Raw genomic sequence first — 20,058 nt, forward strand, 5'->3', positions numbered from 1 at the left:
TAAAATTGACGCAATAAAGGTTTTCCACAGACCTCAGAATAGGTCATATTACAGATAAGAAAAGAGCGTGCATGCCCCCTTCATCGGCTTTCGTCGTTGCGCCTGGCGGTACAAATATGGTTGCCCCCGGCGTCACGCAGGCGTTTGACATTGTGTCGCGTATTACGGAGCAAAGCGGACAGCTCAGGCAGGCCGAGCAAAAAGTTGCCGAAACGATTTTGGCCGATTTGCCAGTTGCCGCCGCAGCCAGTATTGGCACCCTGGCAACGCTTGCTGGCGTCAGTCAGGCCAGTGTGACCCGTTTTGCCAGAGCAATAGGTTGTCGCGATGTGCGCGATATGAAAATGAAGTTAGGACAGGCGAGCGCCATCGGCGAACGGTTTCTACGCGCAGAAGTACCAGCGGAAGAAGGGCGCGTGCCACAGATTGCCGATGTAATTTACGCGGATATTGGTAAAGTATTAGAAATCAACCGCGCCATGCTGAACCAGGACGCCTTGCAGCGTGCGGCAAAATTGCTGCTTGACGCGCGCATGATTTACGCGTTTGGGATGGGTGGTGGTTCTACCATGTTATCGGACGAGGCACGTTACCGACTGGTGCGATTAGGCCGACCCGCTGCCACGTATCACGATGCCTTGTTGCAACGCATGGTCGCCGCCACACTCGACAAAAATGACGTGCTGTTCGCCTTTTCAACAACCGGAAACGTTCCGGAACTGCTTGCCAGCTGTGGGGTAGCAAAAGAGTACGGCGTGCGTCTGATCGCCATTACCGCTTCAGGATCGCAATTGGCCCAGATGGCCGATGTGCTATTGCCGATCAAAGCGCTGGAAACGGATTTCATTTTTAAACCATCGTCCTCGCGCTACGCGATGATGATGGTGCTAGACGTGCTGATGACGGAATTGGCGGTGCTGCAAAAAGATCACAGTCAGGAGTTGTTGCGACGTCTGAAGTTTACGCTCGACGCGCACCGTGGCAGCGGCAATCGTGAACCATTAGGAGATTGAGATGAATGGCGCAATAAACAAACAAACTAACCCAACCAGCATAACCAACACTAGCAATGATGGAACCGGTTGCGACACATTAATTCGTAACGTCTCAGTGATCGACGGCAGTGGCGCGCAACCATTTGCAGCCGACGTCGCCATCGTCAACGGGCGCATCTGCCGGATTGCAGCGGTCGGTACGCTGGACGACTGGCAAGCGACGCAAACCATTGACGGTCACGGCAAGGTATTAAGCCCCGGATTTATTGATGTGCACACCCATGACGATACCAACGTCATTCGGCAGCCAGAGATGTTTCCTAAGTTATCGCAAGGCGTCACCACAGTCGTGGTGGGCAATTGTGGTATCAGTGCCGCGCCAGTCAGCCTCAAAGGCGCACCGCCCGATCCGATGAACCTGCTGGGCGATACCGACGCATTTAATTATCCGACCTTTGCCAGTTACGTTGCGGCCGTGAATCACGCACGACCTTCGGTCAATGTCGCGGCACTGATCGGTCACACGGCGTTACGCAGCAACCAAATGGATCGCCTCGACCGCGCTGCCACCGAACCAGAGATCAGCGCTATGTGCGTGCAGCTAAGCGAGGCGCTGGCGCACGGGGCGCTGGGTTTGAGTACCGGTCTCGCCTACGGCAATGCGATCAGCGCGCCGACCTCCGAAGTAATGGCCTTAGCCGCACCACTGGCCGCCGCAGGTGGCATTTATGCCACCCATTTACGCAGCGAGTTTGCCGAAATTCTCGAAGCAATGGAAGAAGCCTTCCAGATCGGTAAGCATGCCCGTGTTCCGGTCGTGATTTCGCATCTCAAATGTGCCGGAGTGGACAACTGGGGCCGCAGTGGCGAAGTGTTGGCGGCGCTGGAGCAAGCGCAACGTTACCAGCCGGTCGGCTGCGATTGCTATCCTTACACCGCAAGCTCCTCTACGCTCGACTTAAAACAAGTCACCGACACTTTTGATATTCAGGTCACCTGGTCCGAACCCCATCCTGCGATGGGCGGCAAGATGCTGGCTGCGATAGCTGCAGAGTGGAGCGTTGATTTACACGAAGCCGCACGGCGGTTACAACCAGCCGGTGCGGTCTATCACGGCATGCATGACGACGATGTTAACCGCATTTTGAGCCATCCGGCCACCGTTGTCGGTTCGGACGGTCTGCCCAATGACCCGTTGCCGCATCCACGTTTATGGGGCGCATTTCCACGTGTGCTGGGGTATTACAGCCGTGAGAAAAAACTGTTCCCGTTAACCGTCGCGGTCAAAAAAATGACTGGCATGTCCGCCGAGCGTTTCGGGCTAACCGACCGTGGTTTGGTGCGGGAAGGTTACTGGGCCGATCTGGTGTTGTTCGACCCGGAAACAGTACGTGACGCTGCCACCTTCACCGATCCGATGCAGGCAGCCGAAGGTATCGAAACAGTGTGGGTGAATGGCGTTCTCTCTTATCGTGGCGGTGCAGAAAAGATCGCTACCGGTCCACGTGCGGGACGATTTTTGGCGCGAGCGGGCACTTAACGGCTCAGCTGCCCTCATCTTCGTCTTCATCGCCTGCGCTAAGCAGCCAGGTAACAAACTCAGCAGCAGCCTAATCAACAACCCAGGCAACCCAAGCAACACATTTATACTTTAAAAGGAAAAACAATGACAATCAAACGATACGGTGTCGAAGGCGGTACTGGAACCGGTGGTCAGCATCTCCCATTTTCACGTGCGGTAGAGGCCGATGGCTGGCTGTATGTGTCCGGTCAGGTCCCGATGGTCAACGGTGAGGTAATCGATGGTGGTATTTTAGCGCAGTCGCATCAGGCAATTAAAAACGTGCTCGCCATTTTAGCCGAGGCCGGTTACGGTCCGGAACACGTGGTCCGTTGTGGTGTCTGGCTCGACGACACGCGCGATTTTCAATCATTCAATCGCGTGTTCAAAGAGTACTTCGGCGCCAATCCTCCGGCTCGCGCCTGCGTGCAGTCGGCAATGGTGGTTGACTGTAAAGTCGAAGTGGATTGCATTGCCTTCAAACGCTAACGTCCGTCCACCGGCAAAGTGCACATCAACGCGCAAAACGTTCTCGGTCATGAAATCGATCGTGGAGTGTGGTGACGCGTAAAAAAGCAACAATAAACAACCGGCTGGCGTGATATAAAGAGCATCTTTAAAACAAACCTAAATCCGTCCTGCATTCACTGTGCACTCCCAGAGGATTCCACGCAGCGCAGCCAACACAGAGCGCGAACGATTGGTAACTCTGAATGTATTCCATCGGTGAAAAAAAAGCAGGCGGATCTTGGAAGTGTTCACCTTAGGAGATAGTAATGGGAATGGTTCAGGGAAATATGCTGCTGCTGTACGCACTGATAGCGGTGCTGACACTAGTCGTACTAATTGCAAAATTCAAGATGAATCCGTTCATCGTGTTGATCGTGGTCTCCGTCGTTCTTGGCGCTGCGGTAGGCATGCCGATGGGCACGATCGTCAAGTCCTATGAAACGGGTGTTGGCGGTGCGCTTGGGCACATCGCACTGGTAGTCGGGCTAGGTACCATGTTCGGCAAGATGATGGCAGAATCGGGCGCAGCGGAACGTATCGCCAACACGCTGATTGGTGCTTTCGGACAAAAGAATGTCCACTGGGCCATGATGGTGGTTGCGTTGATCGTCGGCCTGCCAGTCTTTTTCGAAGTCGGTTTCGTATTGCTGATTCCGATTGCCTTCAACGTTGCAAAACGCACCGGCACCAACATGATCCTGGTCGGCATTCCAATGGTTGCCGGTTTGTCAGTCGTCCACGGTCTGATTCCACCGCATCCGGCGGCGCTCTATGCTGTGACCGCTTATAACGCTGATATTGGCCGCACCATCGCCTACGCTCTGATTGTTGGTCTTCCTACTGCGATTATTGCAGGTCCGCTGTTCGCCAAATTGATTTCGAAATTTGTATTCCCTAATCCAGACAACCCACTGTTGGCGCAATTTGTAGAAAAAGACAGTAACCGCAATTTGCCGGGTCTGGGCATCACGTTAGCCACCATTCTGCTGCCAGTTGTGTTGATGCTGTTGGGTAGCTGGGCCGACGTTTTCTTCACGCCAAAGACTTTTGCAAACGATTTCCTGCGGTTGATTGGCAACTCCGTCATCGCCTTGTTAATCGCCGCTTTGGTCAGCTTCTACACCTTTGGTAAAGCACGCGGTTTCAACCGTGAAGCCATTCTGAAATTTACGACAGAAAGTCTGGCACCTATCGCCGGTATTACCCTGATCGTTGGCGCCGGTGCCGGTTTTGGTCAAATTCTGAAAGACAGCGGCATATCAACCGCCATCGTCGGTATCGCTACCAATGCCCATTTGTCGCCGTTAGTATTAGGCTGGTTTGTCGCCGCCCTGATTCGGATCGCTACCGGTTCCGCTACGGTTGCCATGATTACCGCCTGCGGAATTGTTGCCCCTATCGTGTCGAGCGTTGCCGGTACCCGTCCAGAACTGATGGTGCTGGCAACCGGTGCCGGTTCGCTGATTCTGTCCCATGTGAATGATGGCGGATTCTGGTTGGTGAAGGAATACTTCAACATGACGGTAACCGAAACTTTCAAAACCTGGACCGTGTGCGAAACCCTTATCTCGGTGCTGGGTTTGTTGTTTACGTTGGCGTTGTCGACGGTGGTTTAATGCTGGATAGTCAGCTTCGTTAGACTGCTGTTTGTTTATTTGTTTATTAGTTTATTTATCGAGACTAAAGCTGACGTGTGCATGTGAGCCGTATTTAACTAAAATACGGCTCACAAACTAATTAAAATATGAGCAGGCCTAATTCCCTCCGATGGCGATATCGCATTTATTAAATTAAAGATTCAATTTTTTTCGTACTATTTACCCAATTTGAAGCTGTTGGAACAATCGTTAGAACTTCAATCACCTCTGCTTCAATGAAATAAACCATAATGTATTGCTCGGAGAATACATCCTCAAGCGTCCCTTCAACTCGTCCGGGTTTGTAAGTGGCGATACCGGCCAGAGCCTCGCCTTTGATTTCGATCAGATCATCGTTTTTGATAGCAGACTCCACACTGACATACTCTATGCGTTGCGTCATGTCGTGATGCGATCATCAATCGCCTGTTGGTTCCAGACTAGCCTCAAGACTGCGTCCCGCCCTTATTACACGCACGAAAAAAAATCGGCATTACGCCGAGTGCGTTGTAGGCAATATCAGGCTTCCAAACCCATTCCTTTTTTTTAGGGACTTATCGAGCATAGAGCATCTCAGCGCTTGGGTGAATCCGATAAACCATTTTCTGGGCCTAAATACTGAGGTCCGTTCAGGGCACTGCAAATTTGAAAACGGCGAGGCGGAGGCGGTTGAACGGAGAAATCGGGCTTCTAAATACATAAATCTCAGTCAATATGTTAAAAATCAGAATAGTCTGTGCGTTTCAGAGAATTGTCTCATATCAAATGGGATGAATTCTTGAGAAGATTGTGCTCAGTTTGATTGCGTAGTCTCAATAGACATCGCCAATGTAAAAGGGCTTCATGAATCAATCTTCTCGCGTGTGTTTTCCAACGAAAAGGGCCGCGTTTGCCGCTGCCTTTGAATTAATTGAGTCGACAGGTAAGATCAAAACAGTTCGGGCGCAGCATGGCGCGGTCACGATGATCGCCGCTTTTGCGCTTAGTGCAGGGATCGCCTCTGGCAGCGCGGCTGCAGCAGTTTTGATAACTCCGCTGGCAGGTCCTTCTGCTCACGCAATATGTAAAAAACTGAATGTCAAACATCCTGAACGCTGTCTGGACGATTTCACAGGGGGCCCTTCGGTTAAGGGTGTTATTACACCCTTCGCGCTCACTTCCGGCAACGACGGTATAGCGATTTCGCAGAACGGTGCGCAACCGCAGGTTGGCGATGCGGGAGATATTGCTATCGGTAGTGAGGCGGTCGCAGACTCGTCTGCCACCGTTGAGCAGCCCGCCGTCGCGGTTGGTTATGGTGCGAAAGCGCAGGGGGCCGGAATCGGTATCGGCGCGGAGGCCAATGCTTCTGGTACCGGGGCGGTGGCCACTGGCTATAAGGCAGCGGCGTCGGCCCGTTTTGCGGTAGCAATTGGTGCCAGTGCAAATGCCTCGAATTCCAATGCCATCGCAGCAGGTGCCAAAGCCGCTGCATCAGGAGATTCGGCGATTGCTATCGGTTCCAATGCCAGCGCCACCGCGCTAAATTCTGTTGCGCTCGGCGCAAATTCAAATACCGGGACGCGCGTGAATGTCGTCTCTGTAGGTGACGTTGCCGATGGCAGCCAACGCCAGATTATTAACGTCGCGGCAGGCACTGAAAGCACTGATGTTGTTAACCTCGGGCAGCTGACGACCACGAATGATGCGGTGACTGCTCTCGGTGGTCGTGTCGGTGAGAACGAAGGCGGCATTGTCGCCATCAATGACACGCTGGCGGGATTGGGAGCGACGGTGTCCTCCGCAGTGGTGTATAACGCCGACAAGTCGATGGTCTCATTGGGAGGCACCAGCGGCACGATTATTGATAACCTGAGTACAGGCATTATTTCGGCAACCAGCAAGCAGGCAGTGAACGGCAGTCAACTATTTACGATGCAAACCGAATGGGATCAAAAGCTATCCGATCTTACCGGTACACCTGATATTGTTATCAACGATTTGCAGGACAAATATGATGCGCTAAATGGCCGGGTCGGCGATCACGGCGTGCAAATTGACGGTATAAACGGTCGCGTCGGCATGATTGAGTCCGGCATCGGTGGCGGCAACGTTGAAGGCTCAGGCTTCGGCATAAACGCCGCAGGGAATGTTGAGCTGGGCAACGGGGCGGAAGCTTCCGGCCTGCAGAGCACTGCGGTGGGCACGGAAGCCGTTGCGTCCGGTACGAACAGCACTGCATTGGGCGATCACGCATCGGCCACCGCCGACGGGACTACCGCGATTGGCTCGAATGCCTCCGCGACTGGTGACAACGCGGTTGCCATTGGTGTTGGTTCGGTGGCAGCGCGGGACAACAGTGTGTCGTTTGGTTCGCCAGACAATGCGCGTCAGCTGACCAATGTGGCTGATGGTAGTGCAGCCACCGATGCGGTCAATATGCGTCAAATGGATGGCGCGATTGCGGGTGTGAACGGTCGTATTGACCGTCTCGATACCCGTATCGATGAAATGGGAGCGATGAGTGCGGCTTCCACCCAAATGGCGTTAAGCACAGCCGGTTTGCGTGGCGCGCATCGTCTCGGCGCGGGAATCGGTTTTCAGAATGGTGAGTCAGCGCTGGCGCTGGGCTATCAGCACGTATATGCCAGAGGCGCACGGACGTTGAGCGTTGGCGGCTCTGCTTCCAGCCGCGGAACAGTATCCTTCGGTGCCGGTGCAGGGATCGCGTGGTAGGCCGGTAAAGAGCGAAAGCGCTTTCGAAGTAACGTTGAAGCACTGCACGGCTGGCTCTCCAGTTGCAGGATAATTAACCTGGGGGAGGCGACAATCCTGCTGGACGGCTAAAGACACAACGATTCAACGTCAGTATTAATGTCATGCTTCAAGGTCATTTTCAATGTCATGGCTCAGTGTCCTGGCTCAATGTCCTGGCTCAATGTCCTGGCGCAATGCCATTGAGCCAGGATCAGGATAAATTACAATTCGATACGGGTCCCTAGCAGCGTCAAAAACTGCGCCAGCCATGCAGGATGTGCTGGCCATGCCGGTGCAGTCACCAGATTGCCATCGGTATGGGCGGCAGTGATATCGATCTCGGCGAAGGTACCTCCGGCCAGTTCTACTTCCGGCGCACAGGCGGGATAGGCTGAACAGGTTTTGCCCTTCAGCACGCCGGCGGCCGCCAGCAATTGCGGGCCGTGACATACCGCCGCAATCGGTTTGTTGGCGGCGTGGAATTGCTGAACGATTTCAATGACGCGCTTGTTCAGACGCAAATATTCCGGCGCACGACCGCCTGGAATCAGCAGAGCATCATATTCCGCCACGTCCACATCGATAAAGGATGCATTGAGTGTGAAACGATGGCCGGGCTTTTCACTATAAGTCTGATCGCCTTCAAAATCGTGAATGGCTGTGCGGATGCTGCCACCGGCGGATTTATCAGGACAGACGACATCGACGCTATGTCCCACCATTTGCAAGGCCTGAAACGGTACCATCAGTTCATAGTCTTCGACGTAATCGCCTGCAATGAACAGAATTTTTTTTGCGCTCATGATGATCTTTCAGTAAGAGTTGTGGAAGGAATTAGTGATATGTACGACACTAATGCTAGAAACTTGTGGTCGAGAGTTTGACTTGTCGGCTGATAGAAAAGGTTATAACGAGTTGGTGACCGGGTTGTGAAAGCGCTGTAAACGTCGATATGGCGGAGCTTGAAAACGCCGTATTGAGGGAGGGCAATCAAATTTGCTTCCATTGATATTGTCCCCGTTACAGCGAAAAACAGCAAAAACGTTGTAACGGGACGAACTTACTGTGAGGTAATTTGCGCAATACGCTGGCCGGACGAGTTTGCACCAGCCTTGCGTGGCCCGATTTTTAGCGCGCCGATCCTTGCCTGGTTCCATGCCCGGTCACGCGGGCTGCCATCGCCCGTCGCACAACATCACGTGATAAGCGCCAGTATAGCAAAGCGACCAATGTTGAAAGAAGGGCAAATCCCATCATGCCAGCGTATAAATACAGCACTTTATAAAGCTCAATTCCGATACCATACATCAGCATGCTGACGATCCCCATCGCGGCAGCGACGGTGCCTTTGGATACATCGCTTTCAGTCAGGGTAAATCGCACCATCACCGCCACCGATAATCCTTCACCAAAGGAAACCAGGCTGATCCCGAGGACGAGAAAATAGGGCGTTTTGAAGATAGCCGACCCGATCAGCATCACCAATATGCCGCAGCCAATCGGATACAGGGCGTATTTGACGGAACTGCCAAGTCGCCAGCGATCTGCCTGCGTTGCAAGGACAAGATTGCCCGCAATCAGACTACCGAACACGGGGATCTGCCACAGCCCATAGTCAATTACGCTCAGGTGACCATCTGCCACCAAAATAAGCGGAGACATGGCGATCCATCCGATTAAAGGGACTGCGAGCAAGGGAATGGAGAGCGCACCCATGAGAAAATAACGATTGCGAAATACCTGCTGATAGTCGTGCCAGATACGGATGAGCGGCAGTTTTTCCTTGCGTGGCTGAACGGTTTCCGGCATGTGCAGCGCAAGGCCGATTAAAGCGACGGTCGACACCGCTGCGATGAAAACAAACACCATCCGCCACGGCCACATCTCGATCATGAACGCGCCTGCGACCGGGCCGACCAAGGGTGCGATCAACGCGACGTTGGCCATCATTGCAGTCACTTTGACTGCCGATTTTTCTTCAAACGCTTCCTGCACCACGGCATATCCGACCGAGGAAATAAAGCACAGGCCAATACCCTGAACCACACGTAAAGCAATAAAACTCTCGATGCTATTGGAGAATAAGGTTGCCAGACAAGCCAGGATAAAAAAGATGGTCCCGCCCAACATAACCGGTCGTCGCCCGATCCGATCCGACAAAGGGCCAAACAGCCATTGGAATAACGCGCCTCCTAATAAAAAGGCAGTCATAGCCGAGGCCATCCACGTCTCGCTTGCACCAAACTCTCTGGTAACCGTCAGCATGCCCGGTTGGATCATATCGTTGGCGATGTAGACCGAAAATTCGAATAACACCAATGCCAGCGGGAACATCAAGGTTGATCGATTGAGCGAGGATATTTTATTCATTATTTTTTTAATAGCATTCGGTGAAGCTTAAGATAGGAGCATTGCACAAATGTGGATTGGATGCTCGGATCGGAAAGGTACTTTAACTAGTGTCGGTTTCTGCCGCGTCGGTACCACATTAGTGCCAGAGCGGAAAAGGTGTGCAAGGACGAAATTCAGTATTAGCACAATGATCAAAACTTGTGACAAGGTTGATTTCACTGTGGTGGAATTTCAAACCGAGTTTCAATCGGATTGCACGATAACTATTTTATTTTTTTGGCAGATAGTGCGGAGAAGGAGCATTGTAAGCAGATCAAAATTCGAAGTCGACATGCATAGTTTTTGTAAGCGATCTATTTACCGACGATTGTCACTGCGTTATTTTAAATTTATCGTTAACATTTTCATGGGTGTAAACGCGCTTGCCCTGCCGTCGGCTTCCTGGAATATGGGACGAGCCTTAAAGAGGTGGCCAGCTAACGCGCCCTCGGAATCAGCGCTAAATAGCGTTCAGGATAGTGCTCAGAACAGTGCTCAGAACAGTGTTCATAACCACGTGCTTCCTGCTCAGGCCGCTCATCAGGTGACGCCGCTACCAACTACGGTGATAGTGCCAGACGCAATAACGCCGCTTGACTCGGTTAAGACTGTGAATTCTAAAATTAGTTCTCAAAAAAAATCGATGCCATTATTCGATAAGCGCGCAAAAACATCCGACATCATGCCAGACATTGCGCGCAAAAATCGCGTTGCCGGTGATGACTGAGTTTGAGAATCGTACAAGCTGTTTTTCATTTTTCTGGTGCGTGGCCGCTGCATTGGGCGGGCATCCTGGCTGATATCTGAATTGTAATTCGCGCTGTCATTGGGATGTCACATTTTCCGTTCAGGAAAAAATAATATGCATACTTTTCCTTCCATTTTTTGGGGCAGGCGTGCCGCCTGGCGACTCGCTTATCACCTCACTTATCACCTTATTTATCGCTAAGAGTGGAAAATTCTGACGTGAATATCTGTTGGATAGTAGGATGTTAAAAGAACATTAATTCTATGCTTTATATACACAATAGTTTACGTTTCTGCTGGTACTTACTTATCCGTAAGTAAGTCCTACCCAGCAATTCCTGCCGAGTATTTTCTACCTATTAATAAGCTGAAGCGGCGAATGTTTAAGCCACATCAAATTTTTTCGCGCTTGTTAAAACTCTTTGAGCCAATTTAAAAAAATGAAAGCGGGCCCTCGGCCTGGTCTTATTTTTATCATCTTGTATTGATAGAAAATCGCGCCTATCTTTAAGCGAGCAAGGAAAGCCAAAAAGTTTGTGATGACGAACGTGGCGAGTGAATCTTAGATAAAAAGGTGCGCTATAATGGAGAATCCGTAACAAACTGAACACCGCTGCTCCGTATAACCTCCCGCAAAAAACCTCGACACGATTTTTAGATCAATTCGACGATATGCATTTTGTGAGCAGTCTCGTTCACGCCCTATGCGAGGTTTTTAATGCATCACAAGCAATTACCTTACTCTCCGCTGGCGGCTATTCCGCTAGCCGTCTCAATCCTCTTGTCCGGCTGTGGTGGTGGCGGAGGTGGTAGTCAAAGCCCCGGTACCAGCACCGCTATCCCAACTCAGCCAGGTCCGATTACCTCCGGTACGCCAGGCTATAACCCCAGTGATCCCAGCAATGTCAACGCTGCGCGTGCGCGCGGCGTCACCGGTGCCGGTGTCACGGTCGGTGTCGTGGATACCGATTTCAATGTCGCCGATCCGGAACTGGCAGGCCGTATCACCAAGTACGTTTATACCCCGGCGAGTGGCAACAATAGTGGCGGCTTTCTGGGTGGGACAGGGAATGGCGATCCTCACGGGACGGACGTTTCGGAGGCGCTGGGCGGCACCAATAGTGGCGTAGCGCCTGGGGAGACGATACAGGGTGTTGCGGCTGGTACCGGATCAGATGAGGTGGCGTTGAGTTCGACCATCTACAATCTTTTGTATAACAACGGCGTCAGGATATTTAATCAATCCAACGGCGTCGGTTCGATCGCGGCACCGAGCGGTGCTGCCAGTTTCTACAGTATTTATCAGCCATTCGTCGCCAAAGGCGCGCTGTTTATCTGGGCCACCGGTAACGGTTCTGCAAGCCAGCCGACGTTGACGGCTGGCTTGCCCTCGCTGTATCCCGATCTGCAGAAGGGTTGGCTTGCGGTAACGGCGATCAATGCGGTAGGGGGGACGCAGGCATTTTCCAGCGCCGACACGGTTCCGGGTTCAATAGCCAGTTATGCCAACGCTTGCGGAGTTGCCGCCAACTGGTGCCTGGCTGCAGCTGGCGATTTCGTCTCGCCGACCGCCGGTGGCCGCGTCTATGGCACATCGTTTGCCACACCAGCGGTAACCGGTGCGGTCGCCATGGTGCAGCAAGTCTATCCCTGGATGAACGCTGATCTGCTCCGTCAAACCATCTTGTCAACCGCCACCAGCATGGGCAACACCGCCGTTTATGGATGGGGACTGCTGAACGCCAGCAAAGCGGTCAACGGACCTGCATTGTTTGCACAAAGTCTGGCACTTGGCCCCACGGTAAACGTGACTTTCGACACAGTTGCGTCAACCTTTAGCAACGCCATTGCGGGCGACGCGGGATTGGTCAAGGCTGGCACCGGCACGCTGACTTTATCCAATGCCAATACCTATTCTGGCAGCAACGAGATCGTGGCCGGCACCTTGAATGTCACCGGCTCGATCACCTCTCCGGTACAAATTGACGCGGGTGGCAATCTATCCGGAAGCGGTGGTGTTGTTGCCAATAGCGTGACCAATAACGGACGCCTGAGCAATACCGGCAGTGGCCTGACCATTGTCGGAAACTACATTGCTTCACAAAACGCGGTTTTGGCGAATGATTTCAACGCCATTCTGTCGGTTGGTGGCACCGCAGCGTTAGGTAGTTCGCACCTTGTGGCGACCGTTCCGGCAGGGAACGCGAATGCCAATGCCTACGTTACCACTCAGGCGAACGGCGTGCCGCAACGGGTCATTGTTGCGGGTGCAGTCACAAATACTTTTAGCGATGTCAGCTTTCAAACCGTGGGCACCGCGTTTCCACCATTGCTGACGGCGCAAGTCACCTACGCGCCGAAGGAAGTCGATCTGACCATTGGACGCAACGCCACCACCGTAGCGGCGAAGTCAATCTCACCGAATGTCACCACCAACAACAGTGCCGCTAACGTTGAGCAAGCCCTGACAGTGGTTGACGCTATGGTAGCAAGCGGACAAACGGGCGGTACCAATGCAGCCATGATCGCCAGTGCAGCGGCGTTGGAGCGGGTGCCGACAGTCGCGGCACTGGCCGCCACTCTGGATAGTTTGTCCGGCCAGATCTACGCCTCCGCACAAGGATTAACCTTTCAGCAGTCGCAAGCGGTGAACCGTTTATTGTCGAATCGTTTGTCGCAATTGGGCAACCAGGATAAACAAGTCAAATTGGGCGTATGGGGCAACCTGATTGGCGCTTCCGGTAAGCTGACCGAATCCGGTTACGCCGGTGCCAGCACCTCGATGGCAGGCGGCGAGTTCGGAATCGACACTCAGGTGAATGACAGATCCATCATCGGTGCCGCAATATCGTATGCTGATAGTCAGGCAAGTTTCGACCGTTCTGCGGGCGACTCCAGAAGCCAGAACACAGGCATCTCGCTATATGGAAGAGTGGCGTTGGGCGATCCAAAAAGTGCGAGCGGCAACGCCTTGAGTGACGGCGCTTATGTGTCGGGCCGCGCAGGAATCGCAGCGATCACCAGTACAGTCAACCGCACCGCCGATCTCGGCACCGAAATCGAAAATCTCACGGCCGATCACAAAGACACGATGTATTCGGCATATGTAGAGTCGGGCTATGCCTATACATTATCGTCTGATAGCGTTATCACGCCATTTGTCGGCGCGTCTTATGATCGTTTAAAACGTGGCGGCTTTGCCGAAAGCGGCGGCAGTTTCGGATTGACCGCAAATAGTCAAAATTACCAGCAAACTGCCGCGGCGCTTGGGGTCCGCGGCGAGGCTAACGTTGATTGGTTTGCTGGCATATCAACGATACAAGCTTACGCTGCATGGCAACATGCCTTTTCTGATGGACACTTAGACTTTACCGCCGCATTTTCTGGAGCGCCCGGTAGCAATTTTACCGTTCAAGGTATCGGGGTATCACGCAATTCAGGCTGGAGCGGTATTGGGATTACGACAGCAATTAACCGTAGTCTGAGTTGGTTCACCAATTTTGACGGCCAGTTCGGACGGGGTGGGTTAGTGAATAGTGTGTTTTCTGTTGGGCTGCACTATTCTTTTAACTAATATTATCCCCACAGCGTAATGTGGTTCGAATCAAGCTGGGCTTGGATCCTGGTATTGTTATATGGATTATTTATATGTCTTATATCAATAATAAAGAAGACAGCTATGGTGCGGTGCGATATAGTTCATTTGTCTCCTCCAACACCTCCTAAGGGTTTGGATTTACCCCGCTCCCGCAAGGTGAGCGGGGTTTTTTTTGTCCTCGTTTTGGGCCAGTCCAGCACGAACTTTTTTGTTTTCCAACGCATGCGCACGTGCGGAGCGATTACGAGGTATTTGCACGAATCAACTCGTTTTCGTTCGTAGGCCCCAAAATTTAACTGAGTTCATACGACGTACTGCGGCCGCCACCCTCGGCCTTTCTTAATGCCCCAACCTGAATTAACTCAGTGATATCCCGCAAAGCAGTGTCTGGTGAGCACTTCGAAATTGCCGCCCACTTCGAGCTAGTCAACTTCCCGTCGAAACCGTCCAATAGCCTGTTCAATATCTTGATTTGCCGCGCGTTCATCGGCGTCTCTACCCAACGCTGCCAATATTTCGCCTTGCTCAACACCGTATCCAATGTTTTGTTAGCCTGCTCAAGCGCACGCTTCAGCGTTTCAAGAAACCACATTAGCCAATGCGTAACGTTCAGATCTCCTTGTTGGACGCGTTCGAGTTGCTCATAATACGCACCGCGTTCGCGCTGGATTTGCGCCGACAAGCTATAGAATCGTTGGCGATTACCATCCGTTTTGGTTAACAGATAGTCGCCAATGGCCCGGGCGATACGTCCGTTTCCATCGTCAAAGGGATGTAGCGTGACAAACCATAAATGACCCAGACCAGCCTTAATCAATGGCGGATGCGTCGCATCGGCATTCACCCAAGCCAGAAAACCCGCCGTTTCAGCTTCCAGTCGGCCCGCAGGCGGAGCCTCAAAATGCACTTTTTCTTTACCGTAGTGCCCTGATACGACCTGCATAGGATCGTTCTCAGGCTGGCGCCACTGACCAACGTCAATTTTGCTTATCCCGCTATGCATAGTCGGAAACAGGGCAGCATGCCAACCAAAAAGTCTTTCCTTGGTTAGCCTCTGATCAAAGTTTGCCGAGGCATCCAGAACCATATCCACCACGCCTTCCACATGGCGATCTGACGGCCGCAGAGCACCAATATCGACACCAAGCCGCCGTGCCAGAGTAGAGCGAACCGACTCAACGTCAAGCTGCTCACCTTCGATAGCACTGGTCTTAACAACGTCTTCGGTCAAAGCCGACAAACTAACCAACTCCCGCTGCCCAACCCCAACATCCATTAATCGACCCAGCAAAATCCCCTGCGCCATCGCAACCTCCGCAAGCGCATTCGACAACCGAGGTAAATCATATTGCCATTGGGGCCAATCAGACCGCTGCCAGATGTACATATAATCTCCGCTTTTATTGCGGATATTATAGCGCCTATTCGCCGCATCCATTATTTATACTCCGCATTTGATGCGGTGTTTAAGTGGTTTATTATCCGCACGCCGGCTCGGGTGAGCAGGGGAGGACGATCGCGTGAGTTATCCTGTTCGCCTGAGCGTTATCTCTTTTTACTATTTCCTAGCAAAAAGTGGGCAATCTACGGCCAAACGCAATCAAAAAATTGCGCTAACGCAAGATCTCCGCTATCTTTTAGCTGTCCTCAAGAAAAAGAGGAACCGGTTTAGTCGCCCGAATACACAAAAGCGCACAAACGTCGCAACGCCGTTTTTTTACGTGCGTTCGTCATTGCCCAAATGGGCGGCTGTGGCGAGGAAGCCTTAGGGCTTGCTGGTTTGCTTTTGTGTGCCAGTCGACTAACCTCACCATTGGTCGCCCTCCCGCTTTGTAACGGAATTCTCCTATCACTTCCGGCTTTTCCGTCATCCAGTGTTCGTTATTCCGTTAAAAAAATTGCGCTAAGGCGAAATCTCCGCTATCGTTTGCCGGTCCTTGAGAAAAAGAGGGACTGGTTTAGCAGCCTGAATACACAAAAGCGCACAAACGGCGCAATGCCGTTTTTTATCGTGCGTCTGTCTTCGTTCGTCCTTAATGGGTGGCGATGGCGGGGAAGCCTTAGGGCTTGCTGGTTGCTCTTGTGTGCCAGTCTGCTAACCCTACTATTTGCCGCCCACCCTATTTAGCAGTAGGGCGCGGTTCATTCACACACAGAGAAAAACACAATGTCAAATAGCATCCCGCCGTCATCCTCACCAGCACCAGACTCACTCCATCAAGCATTTACATGGCTACCCTCAGCCCATAAAAATAATGAGGTCGCAGAGTTTTACGCCCTAACCAAAGATAGTTGCCAAGGAGTGGACACCTGCGTTGATTTAGCCCATTTCAGCACAATGGACCGAGACAACGACACCACGCCAATGTTGAATATTTCAGATACAGACCGTTTGCTAAGGCTAGCCATAACCTCATCACGGATGTTGGGACAGATCGCCGCGATGCGAATCGACCAGCTAGACGACGGTAACCCAACCAGCTAAAAAAAAATTAAATCAACAAAGAGGCTGTAGATTTTGCAGTTGCAGTTGCAGTTGCAGTTGCAGTTGCAGTTGCAGTTGCCGTTGCCGTTGGAGCTGCCGTTGCAGTTGACCTAGCCCGACATAGGCGCTGTGGTCTGTTTCAGTCGCCAGTCGGGAATTGTGGGGAAAACATGTCTGAGCGACGCGAGTTGGTTTTTCCACCCAACTGGCGGCTGAAACAGGCGGGAACCCGCAGGGCAGCATCTCTGCGGTCGTCTTTTCATTGGTTACTTTATCCCGGCTGGGGCGCCGAGCCGAAGCAAAAGAAAGTAATTAGCTGTCGGGCTACCCCCGACAAGCCCCCACGGAGCAGCAAAAGCATTCCATAACAACGACCGTAACCTACACAACTACGCAACTACGCAACTACGCAACTACGCAACTACGCAACTATAAAACGACACAACTACAAAACAAAATTAACCCCCTCAATCAACGCCCCCGGCAACAAAGTACTTCCAACCCGCCTCTCCCCATAAGACTCCCCATCAATCAACAACTCCCTCTCCCGCGTCAACCCAATCAACTTCCCCCCCCACAACCGAAACAACGAATCATCAAACCGCATCACATTCAACGGCCCCTGAATCACCCCGTCCTCCACCCAAAACGTCGCAAACCGCGTCATCCCCGTAATCCGACCATTAGCCCGATCCGAAAAATTCAAATACCACAAATTACTAATAAAAATCCCCGTACCCAGTTCCGCCAACACATCCGCCAACGCCAGATCGCCGCCCGCCAGCGCCAGCGAAGAAGTAGATTCATCCCCATTTGCACCATTATTAGCGATCCCATATTCCACCCCCGTCCGTGGCGAAATCACACTACCCACCAACCTCCCATGTTCAAGCAACGTCAACTGATCCGGCTTGATAAACCCATCCTGCTGAAACCCCGGTGCAACGCCATGAAGCGTATCTTCCACCAGCGTAATAGAAGGATGCAATTCCAGCCCCTCATCCCGCATGCGCTGTAACGCGCTCTGTTTAGTGCGCAAAGATTTCTCAGACAAGCACGACCAGTTCAACATACCGATAAGTTCGTTAAGCGCAGTCGGCGTTAAATACACCCGATAGCTACCCGGCTTTACCGTCAACGACGGACGCTCCAGCAACGCCAGTTGTGCTTCCGCATTGGCGAACCGGGCTTGAAATATCGCCGCATCCCAATCCAATCCAGCATAAGAACTCTTCACCGCTTTATCGCGACTTTGATACAAGCTCCAGTCGAGATTGAAGGTAGCGGTCTGATGCCAGTTACGCTGACCGAAAGAATTCGCAAAACCGCGATATACCGGTCCGGCAGCCAGAATGCCCACCAAGTCGGTGCCAATTGCCGCACTCAGTATCTGATCGACGAGGGCAGCACTGCTCGGCAAGGTCGATGCTACGCTGTGCTCGGTATCGTGGACTTCTTGCGAAAATAGCAGATAAGGATCTTCCGGCAGATCATCGAGTTGCCCACGCAATTGACCCAGCATCCGGATGCATTGCGCATTGTCGGTCGCAAGATCACCACCAAGGGTAGCGCTGCTTTCGGCATGGCGCTGGCCATTGATCAGACGTAATGACAAGATCATTTGATGGACATGCCCGGGTTGGCGGATCAAACTTTTATTCAGGCGCACAAAGTCGGTCGCCTCTGCCGAGAACCAGCAGGTAAATTGTTCTTCGCCCTGAATGCGGCTTTTTACCAGCGCCGCCAAATCGTAAAAATACTGCTGCATCTGGTTGATGACCGGCTTCCCCACCGACGAATTGGACGCGATCATGGTCATGATGCTTCTCCTCCAAACACCGCGATATTGCTGAACAGACAGGCGGGCGACGCGTGACCTACCCGAATCACCTGGGAGGGTTCGCCTTTGCCGCAGAACGGTGTGCCCATGACATTGAAGGTGGACTGGTCGCCAACGCCTTTCAGCGAGCGCCAGAAACTGTCGGAAATGCCACGATAATTCGGATTTTTGACCACGCCCTTGAGTTCGCCGTTTTCGATCAGACGGCCGGTTTCGCAGCCAAATTGAAACTTGTTACGCGAGTCATCAATCGACCATGAAACGTTGGTATCCATCAATACGCCGCGTTCGACCGAGCCAATAAGATCGGCCAAGGAGCTGTCACCCGGCTCGATATTGAGGTTAGCCATGCGATCGATTGGCGGTCGGTTCCAGCTACAAGCGCGGGAATTGGCGACGCCGTCTATACCGGCACGGGCCTGCGAGATGGTTCCGCCAAGCGGTTTTTTAAGAATGCCGTTTTGAATCACAAAGCTGCGCTCTGCCGGGCTACCGTCATCATCCCATTGATAACTGGCGAACTGATCAGCCCGGGTTGGATCGTAGGTAACGTTAAGTAACGGGGAGCCGTATTGGAATGCGCCGAACATATCCAGCGTGACAAAGCTGGTCCCGGCAAAGTTGCGCTCATCGCCAAGGATACGATCCAACTCAAGCGGATGGCCGATCGATTCATGAATCTGCAGCATCATTTGCTCTGGCATGAGAAGCAGGTCCATGATCCCGGTGGGGCAGTTGGGCGCGGCTAGCAGGCCGAGCGCCTCTTCAGCGATGCGAGGGCCAGCGCCATCAAAACCGGCTGCCGCCAGCACTTCCATGTCACCCTGTCGGCAATAGCCATTGTACTGACCACCAAGGCTGCGGGTTTGGGTGTCGGCACCTTGATTTGCGGTGGCCGCCAGGTTCGGCATCACGTAATGAAATTGCTGCAACACGTCGGCACCGTCAGCGCTCAGATACAGCTGATCGGTGGTGATTGTGCCGAAGGCGGCATACCAGTCAACGATGCGGCTATCGATTCGGCACGCACGGGATTCGCGCAATAATAACGCAATCACTTCTTTGCGCGACCCTACGTTGGTGATGGCGGCGCGGTTTTCTGCGCCCGCTCCCGGCCCTGCGTAGGTGCCGACCGGGCGTGCCATTGGGATGTGCGAATAGTTGACGACTGAACGGCCAGCGCTGGCTGCAGCCCACTCCTTTGCGCGGCGGATGGCATCTTGCAGTCCGCTGGCGCTTAGATCGCTGGTGGCAGCGTAACCGTAACCGCCGCGATGAATTACCGTGATCATTACACCGCGGTCGGCGTGGTGGCTGATGGGCTGCAAAACGTCCTGACGGACGGTGATGTGTTCGCTGGTTTCTTGCACCAGACGGAGTGAACAAAAATCGACAGCGGGCGCAAGCCGCTTGAACAGAGCGCGGAGTTCGTCGTACAAAGGTCACCTCATGAGTGCGTATAAAAAGGACAGCCGATTGTGCCGGTTGCCATCCGAAAAAAAGATATGTCGGCGCTGTGATGCCAGCGCTTTAATAATGTTGCTGCAACGTTTGTTGA

The 20,058-nt window shown here is 52.7% G+C and carries 14 protein-coding genes; 8 read left to right on the forward strand and 6 right to left on the reverse strand.

Translation table 11 applies throughout. The features are described 5' to 3' along the window. The first annotated feature begins 116 nt into the window (after positions 1 to 116). The 4 genes from JQN73_RS15600 (at position 117) to JQN73_RS15615 (ending at position 4,682) form a co-directional block, all read left to right on the forward strand. On the forward strand, positions 117 to 1,013 hold the full coding sequence (locus JQN73_RS15600; RefSeq protein WP_205323400.1) for a MurR/RpiR family transcriptional regulator: 897 nt from the start codon (positions 117 to 119) through the stop codon (positions 1,011 to 1,013). Position 1,014: 1 nt separating this feature from the next. Continuing rightward, positions 1,015 to 2,535 (forward strand): amidohydrolase family protein, encoded by a 1,521-nt coding sequence (locus JQN73_RS15605; RefSeq protein WP_205319769.1) that lies wholly within the window; start codon positions 1,015 to 1,017, stop codon positions 2,533 to 2,535. Between the two features lie 126 nt (positions 2,536 to 2,661). After that, positions 2,662 to 3,045 carry a RidA family protein gene (locus tag JQN73_RS15610; RefSeq protein WP_205319770.1) on the forward strand — a complete coding sequence of 128 codons (384 nt, stop codon included), beginning with the start codon at positions 2,662 to 2,664 and terminating at the stop codon, positions 3,043 to 3,045. 287 nt (positions 3,046 to 3,332) lie between these two features. Next, positions 3,333 to 4,682: a GntP family permease gene (locus tag JQN73_RS15615; protein ID WP_205319771.1), complete on the forward strand. Its 1,350-nt coding sequence runs from the start codon at positions 3,333 to 3,335 to the stop codon at positions 4,680 to 4,682. A gap of 169 nt (positions 4,683 to 4,851) precedes the next feature. On the opposite strand, the gene JQN73_RS15620 is transcribed toward JQN73_RS15615, so the two are convergent. Then, positions 4,852 to 5,106 (reverse strand): hypothetical protein, encoded by a 255-nt coding sequence (locus JQN73_RS15620; RefSeq protein WP_205319772.1) that lies wholly within the window; start codon positions 5,104 to 5,106, stop codon positions 4,852 to 4,854. A gap of 440 nt (positions 5,107 to 5,546) precedes the next feature. Here JQN73_RS15620 and JQN73_RS15625 point away from each other — a divergent pair, with 440 nt between their 5' ends. Next, positions 5,547 to 7,418 carry a YadA-like family protein gene (locus JQN73_RS15625; protein ID WP_205319773.1) on the forward strand — a complete coding sequence of 624 codons (1,872 nt, stop codon included), beginning with the start codon at positions 5,547 to 5,549 and terminating at the stop codon, positions 7,416 to 7,418. 242 nt (positions 7,419 to 7,660) lie between these two features. Here JQN73_RS15625 and JQN73_RS15630 read toward each other — a convergent pair whose 3' ends face one another. Further along, on the reverse strand, positions 7,661 to 8,242 hold the full coding sequence (locus tag JQN73_RS15630) for a DJ-1/PfpI family protein (RefSeq protein ID WP_205319774.1): 582 nt from the start codon (positions 8,240 to 8,242) through the stop codon (positions 7,661 to 7,663). A 325-nt stretch (positions 8,243 to 8,567) separates the two neighbouring features. Next, positions 8,568 to 9,809 (reverse strand): MFS transporter, encoded by a 1,242-nt coding sequence (locus JQN73_RS15635; protein WP_205319775.1) that lies wholly within the window; start codon positions 9,807 to 9,809, stop codon positions 8,568 to 8,570. Between the two features lie 169 nt (positions 9,810 to 9,978). On the opposite strand from JQN73_RS15635, the gene JQN73_RS15640 reads away from it, so the two are divergent. Both JQN73_RS15640 and JQN73_RS15645 read left to right on the forward strand, forming a co-directional pair. Continuing rightward, the gene (locus JQN73_RS15640) at positions 9,979 to 10,557 is read left to right on the forward strand and encodes a hypothetical protein (protein WP_205319776.1); all 579 of its coding nucleotides are present in this window, start codon (positions 9,979 to 9,981) and stop codon (positions 10,555 to 10,557) included. A 738-nt stretch (positions 10,558 to 11,295) separates the two neighbouring features. After that, on the forward strand, positions 11,296 to 14,151 hold the full coding sequence (locus JQN73_RS15645; RefSeq protein WP_205319777.1) for an autotransporter serine protease: 2,856 nt from the start codon (positions 11,296 to 11,298) through the stop codon (positions 14,149 to 14,151). A 316-nt stretch (positions 14,152 to 14,467) separates the two neighbouring features. On the opposite strand, the gene JQN73_RS15650 is transcribed toward JQN73_RS15645, so the two are convergent. Beyond that, positions 14,468 to 15,562 carry a Fic family protein gene (locus tag JQN73_RS15650; protein ID WP_240162288.1) on the reverse strand — a complete coding sequence of 365 codons (1,095 nt, stop codon included), beginning with the start codon at positions 15,560 to 15,562 and terminating at the stop codon, positions 14,468 to 14,470. A gap of 780 nt (positions 15,563 to 16,342) precedes the next feature. On the opposite strand from JQN73_RS15650, the gene JQN73_RS15655 reads away from it, so the two are divergent. After that, complete coding sequence (locus JQN73_RS15655) at positions 16,343 to 16,660, forward strand: hypothetical protein (protein ID WP_205319779.1); 318 nt, start codon at positions 16,343 to 16,345, stop codon at positions 16,658 to 16,660. 445 nt (positions 16,661 to 17,105) lie between these two features. On the opposite strand, the gene JQN73_RS15660 is transcribed toward JQN73_RS15655, so the two are convergent. Then, the gene (locus tag JQN73_RS15660) at positions 17,106 to 18,479 is read right to left on the reverse strand and encodes a TldD/PmbA family protein (RefSeq protein ID WP_240162289.1); all 1,374 of its coding nucleotides are present in this window, start codon (positions 18,477 to 18,479) and stop codon (positions 17,106 to 17,108) included. Continuing rightward, positions 18,476 to 19,939 (reverse strand): TldD/PmbA family protein, encoded by a 1,464-nt coding sequence (locus JQN73_RS15665; RefSeq protein ID WP_205319780.1) that lies wholly within the window; start codon positions 19,937 to 19,939, stop codon positions 18,476 to 18,478. Before JQN73_RS15665 ends, JQN73_RS15660 begins: the two co-directional genes overlap by 4 nt. Between the last annotated feature and the right edge of the window lie 119 nt (positions 19,940 to 20,058).

This window comes from Glaciimonas sp. PAMC28666, from assembly GCF_016917355.1.
Taxonomy (GTDB): domain Bacteria; phylum Pseudomonadota; class Gammaproteobacteria; order Burkholderiales; family Burkholderiaceae_D; genus Glaciimonas.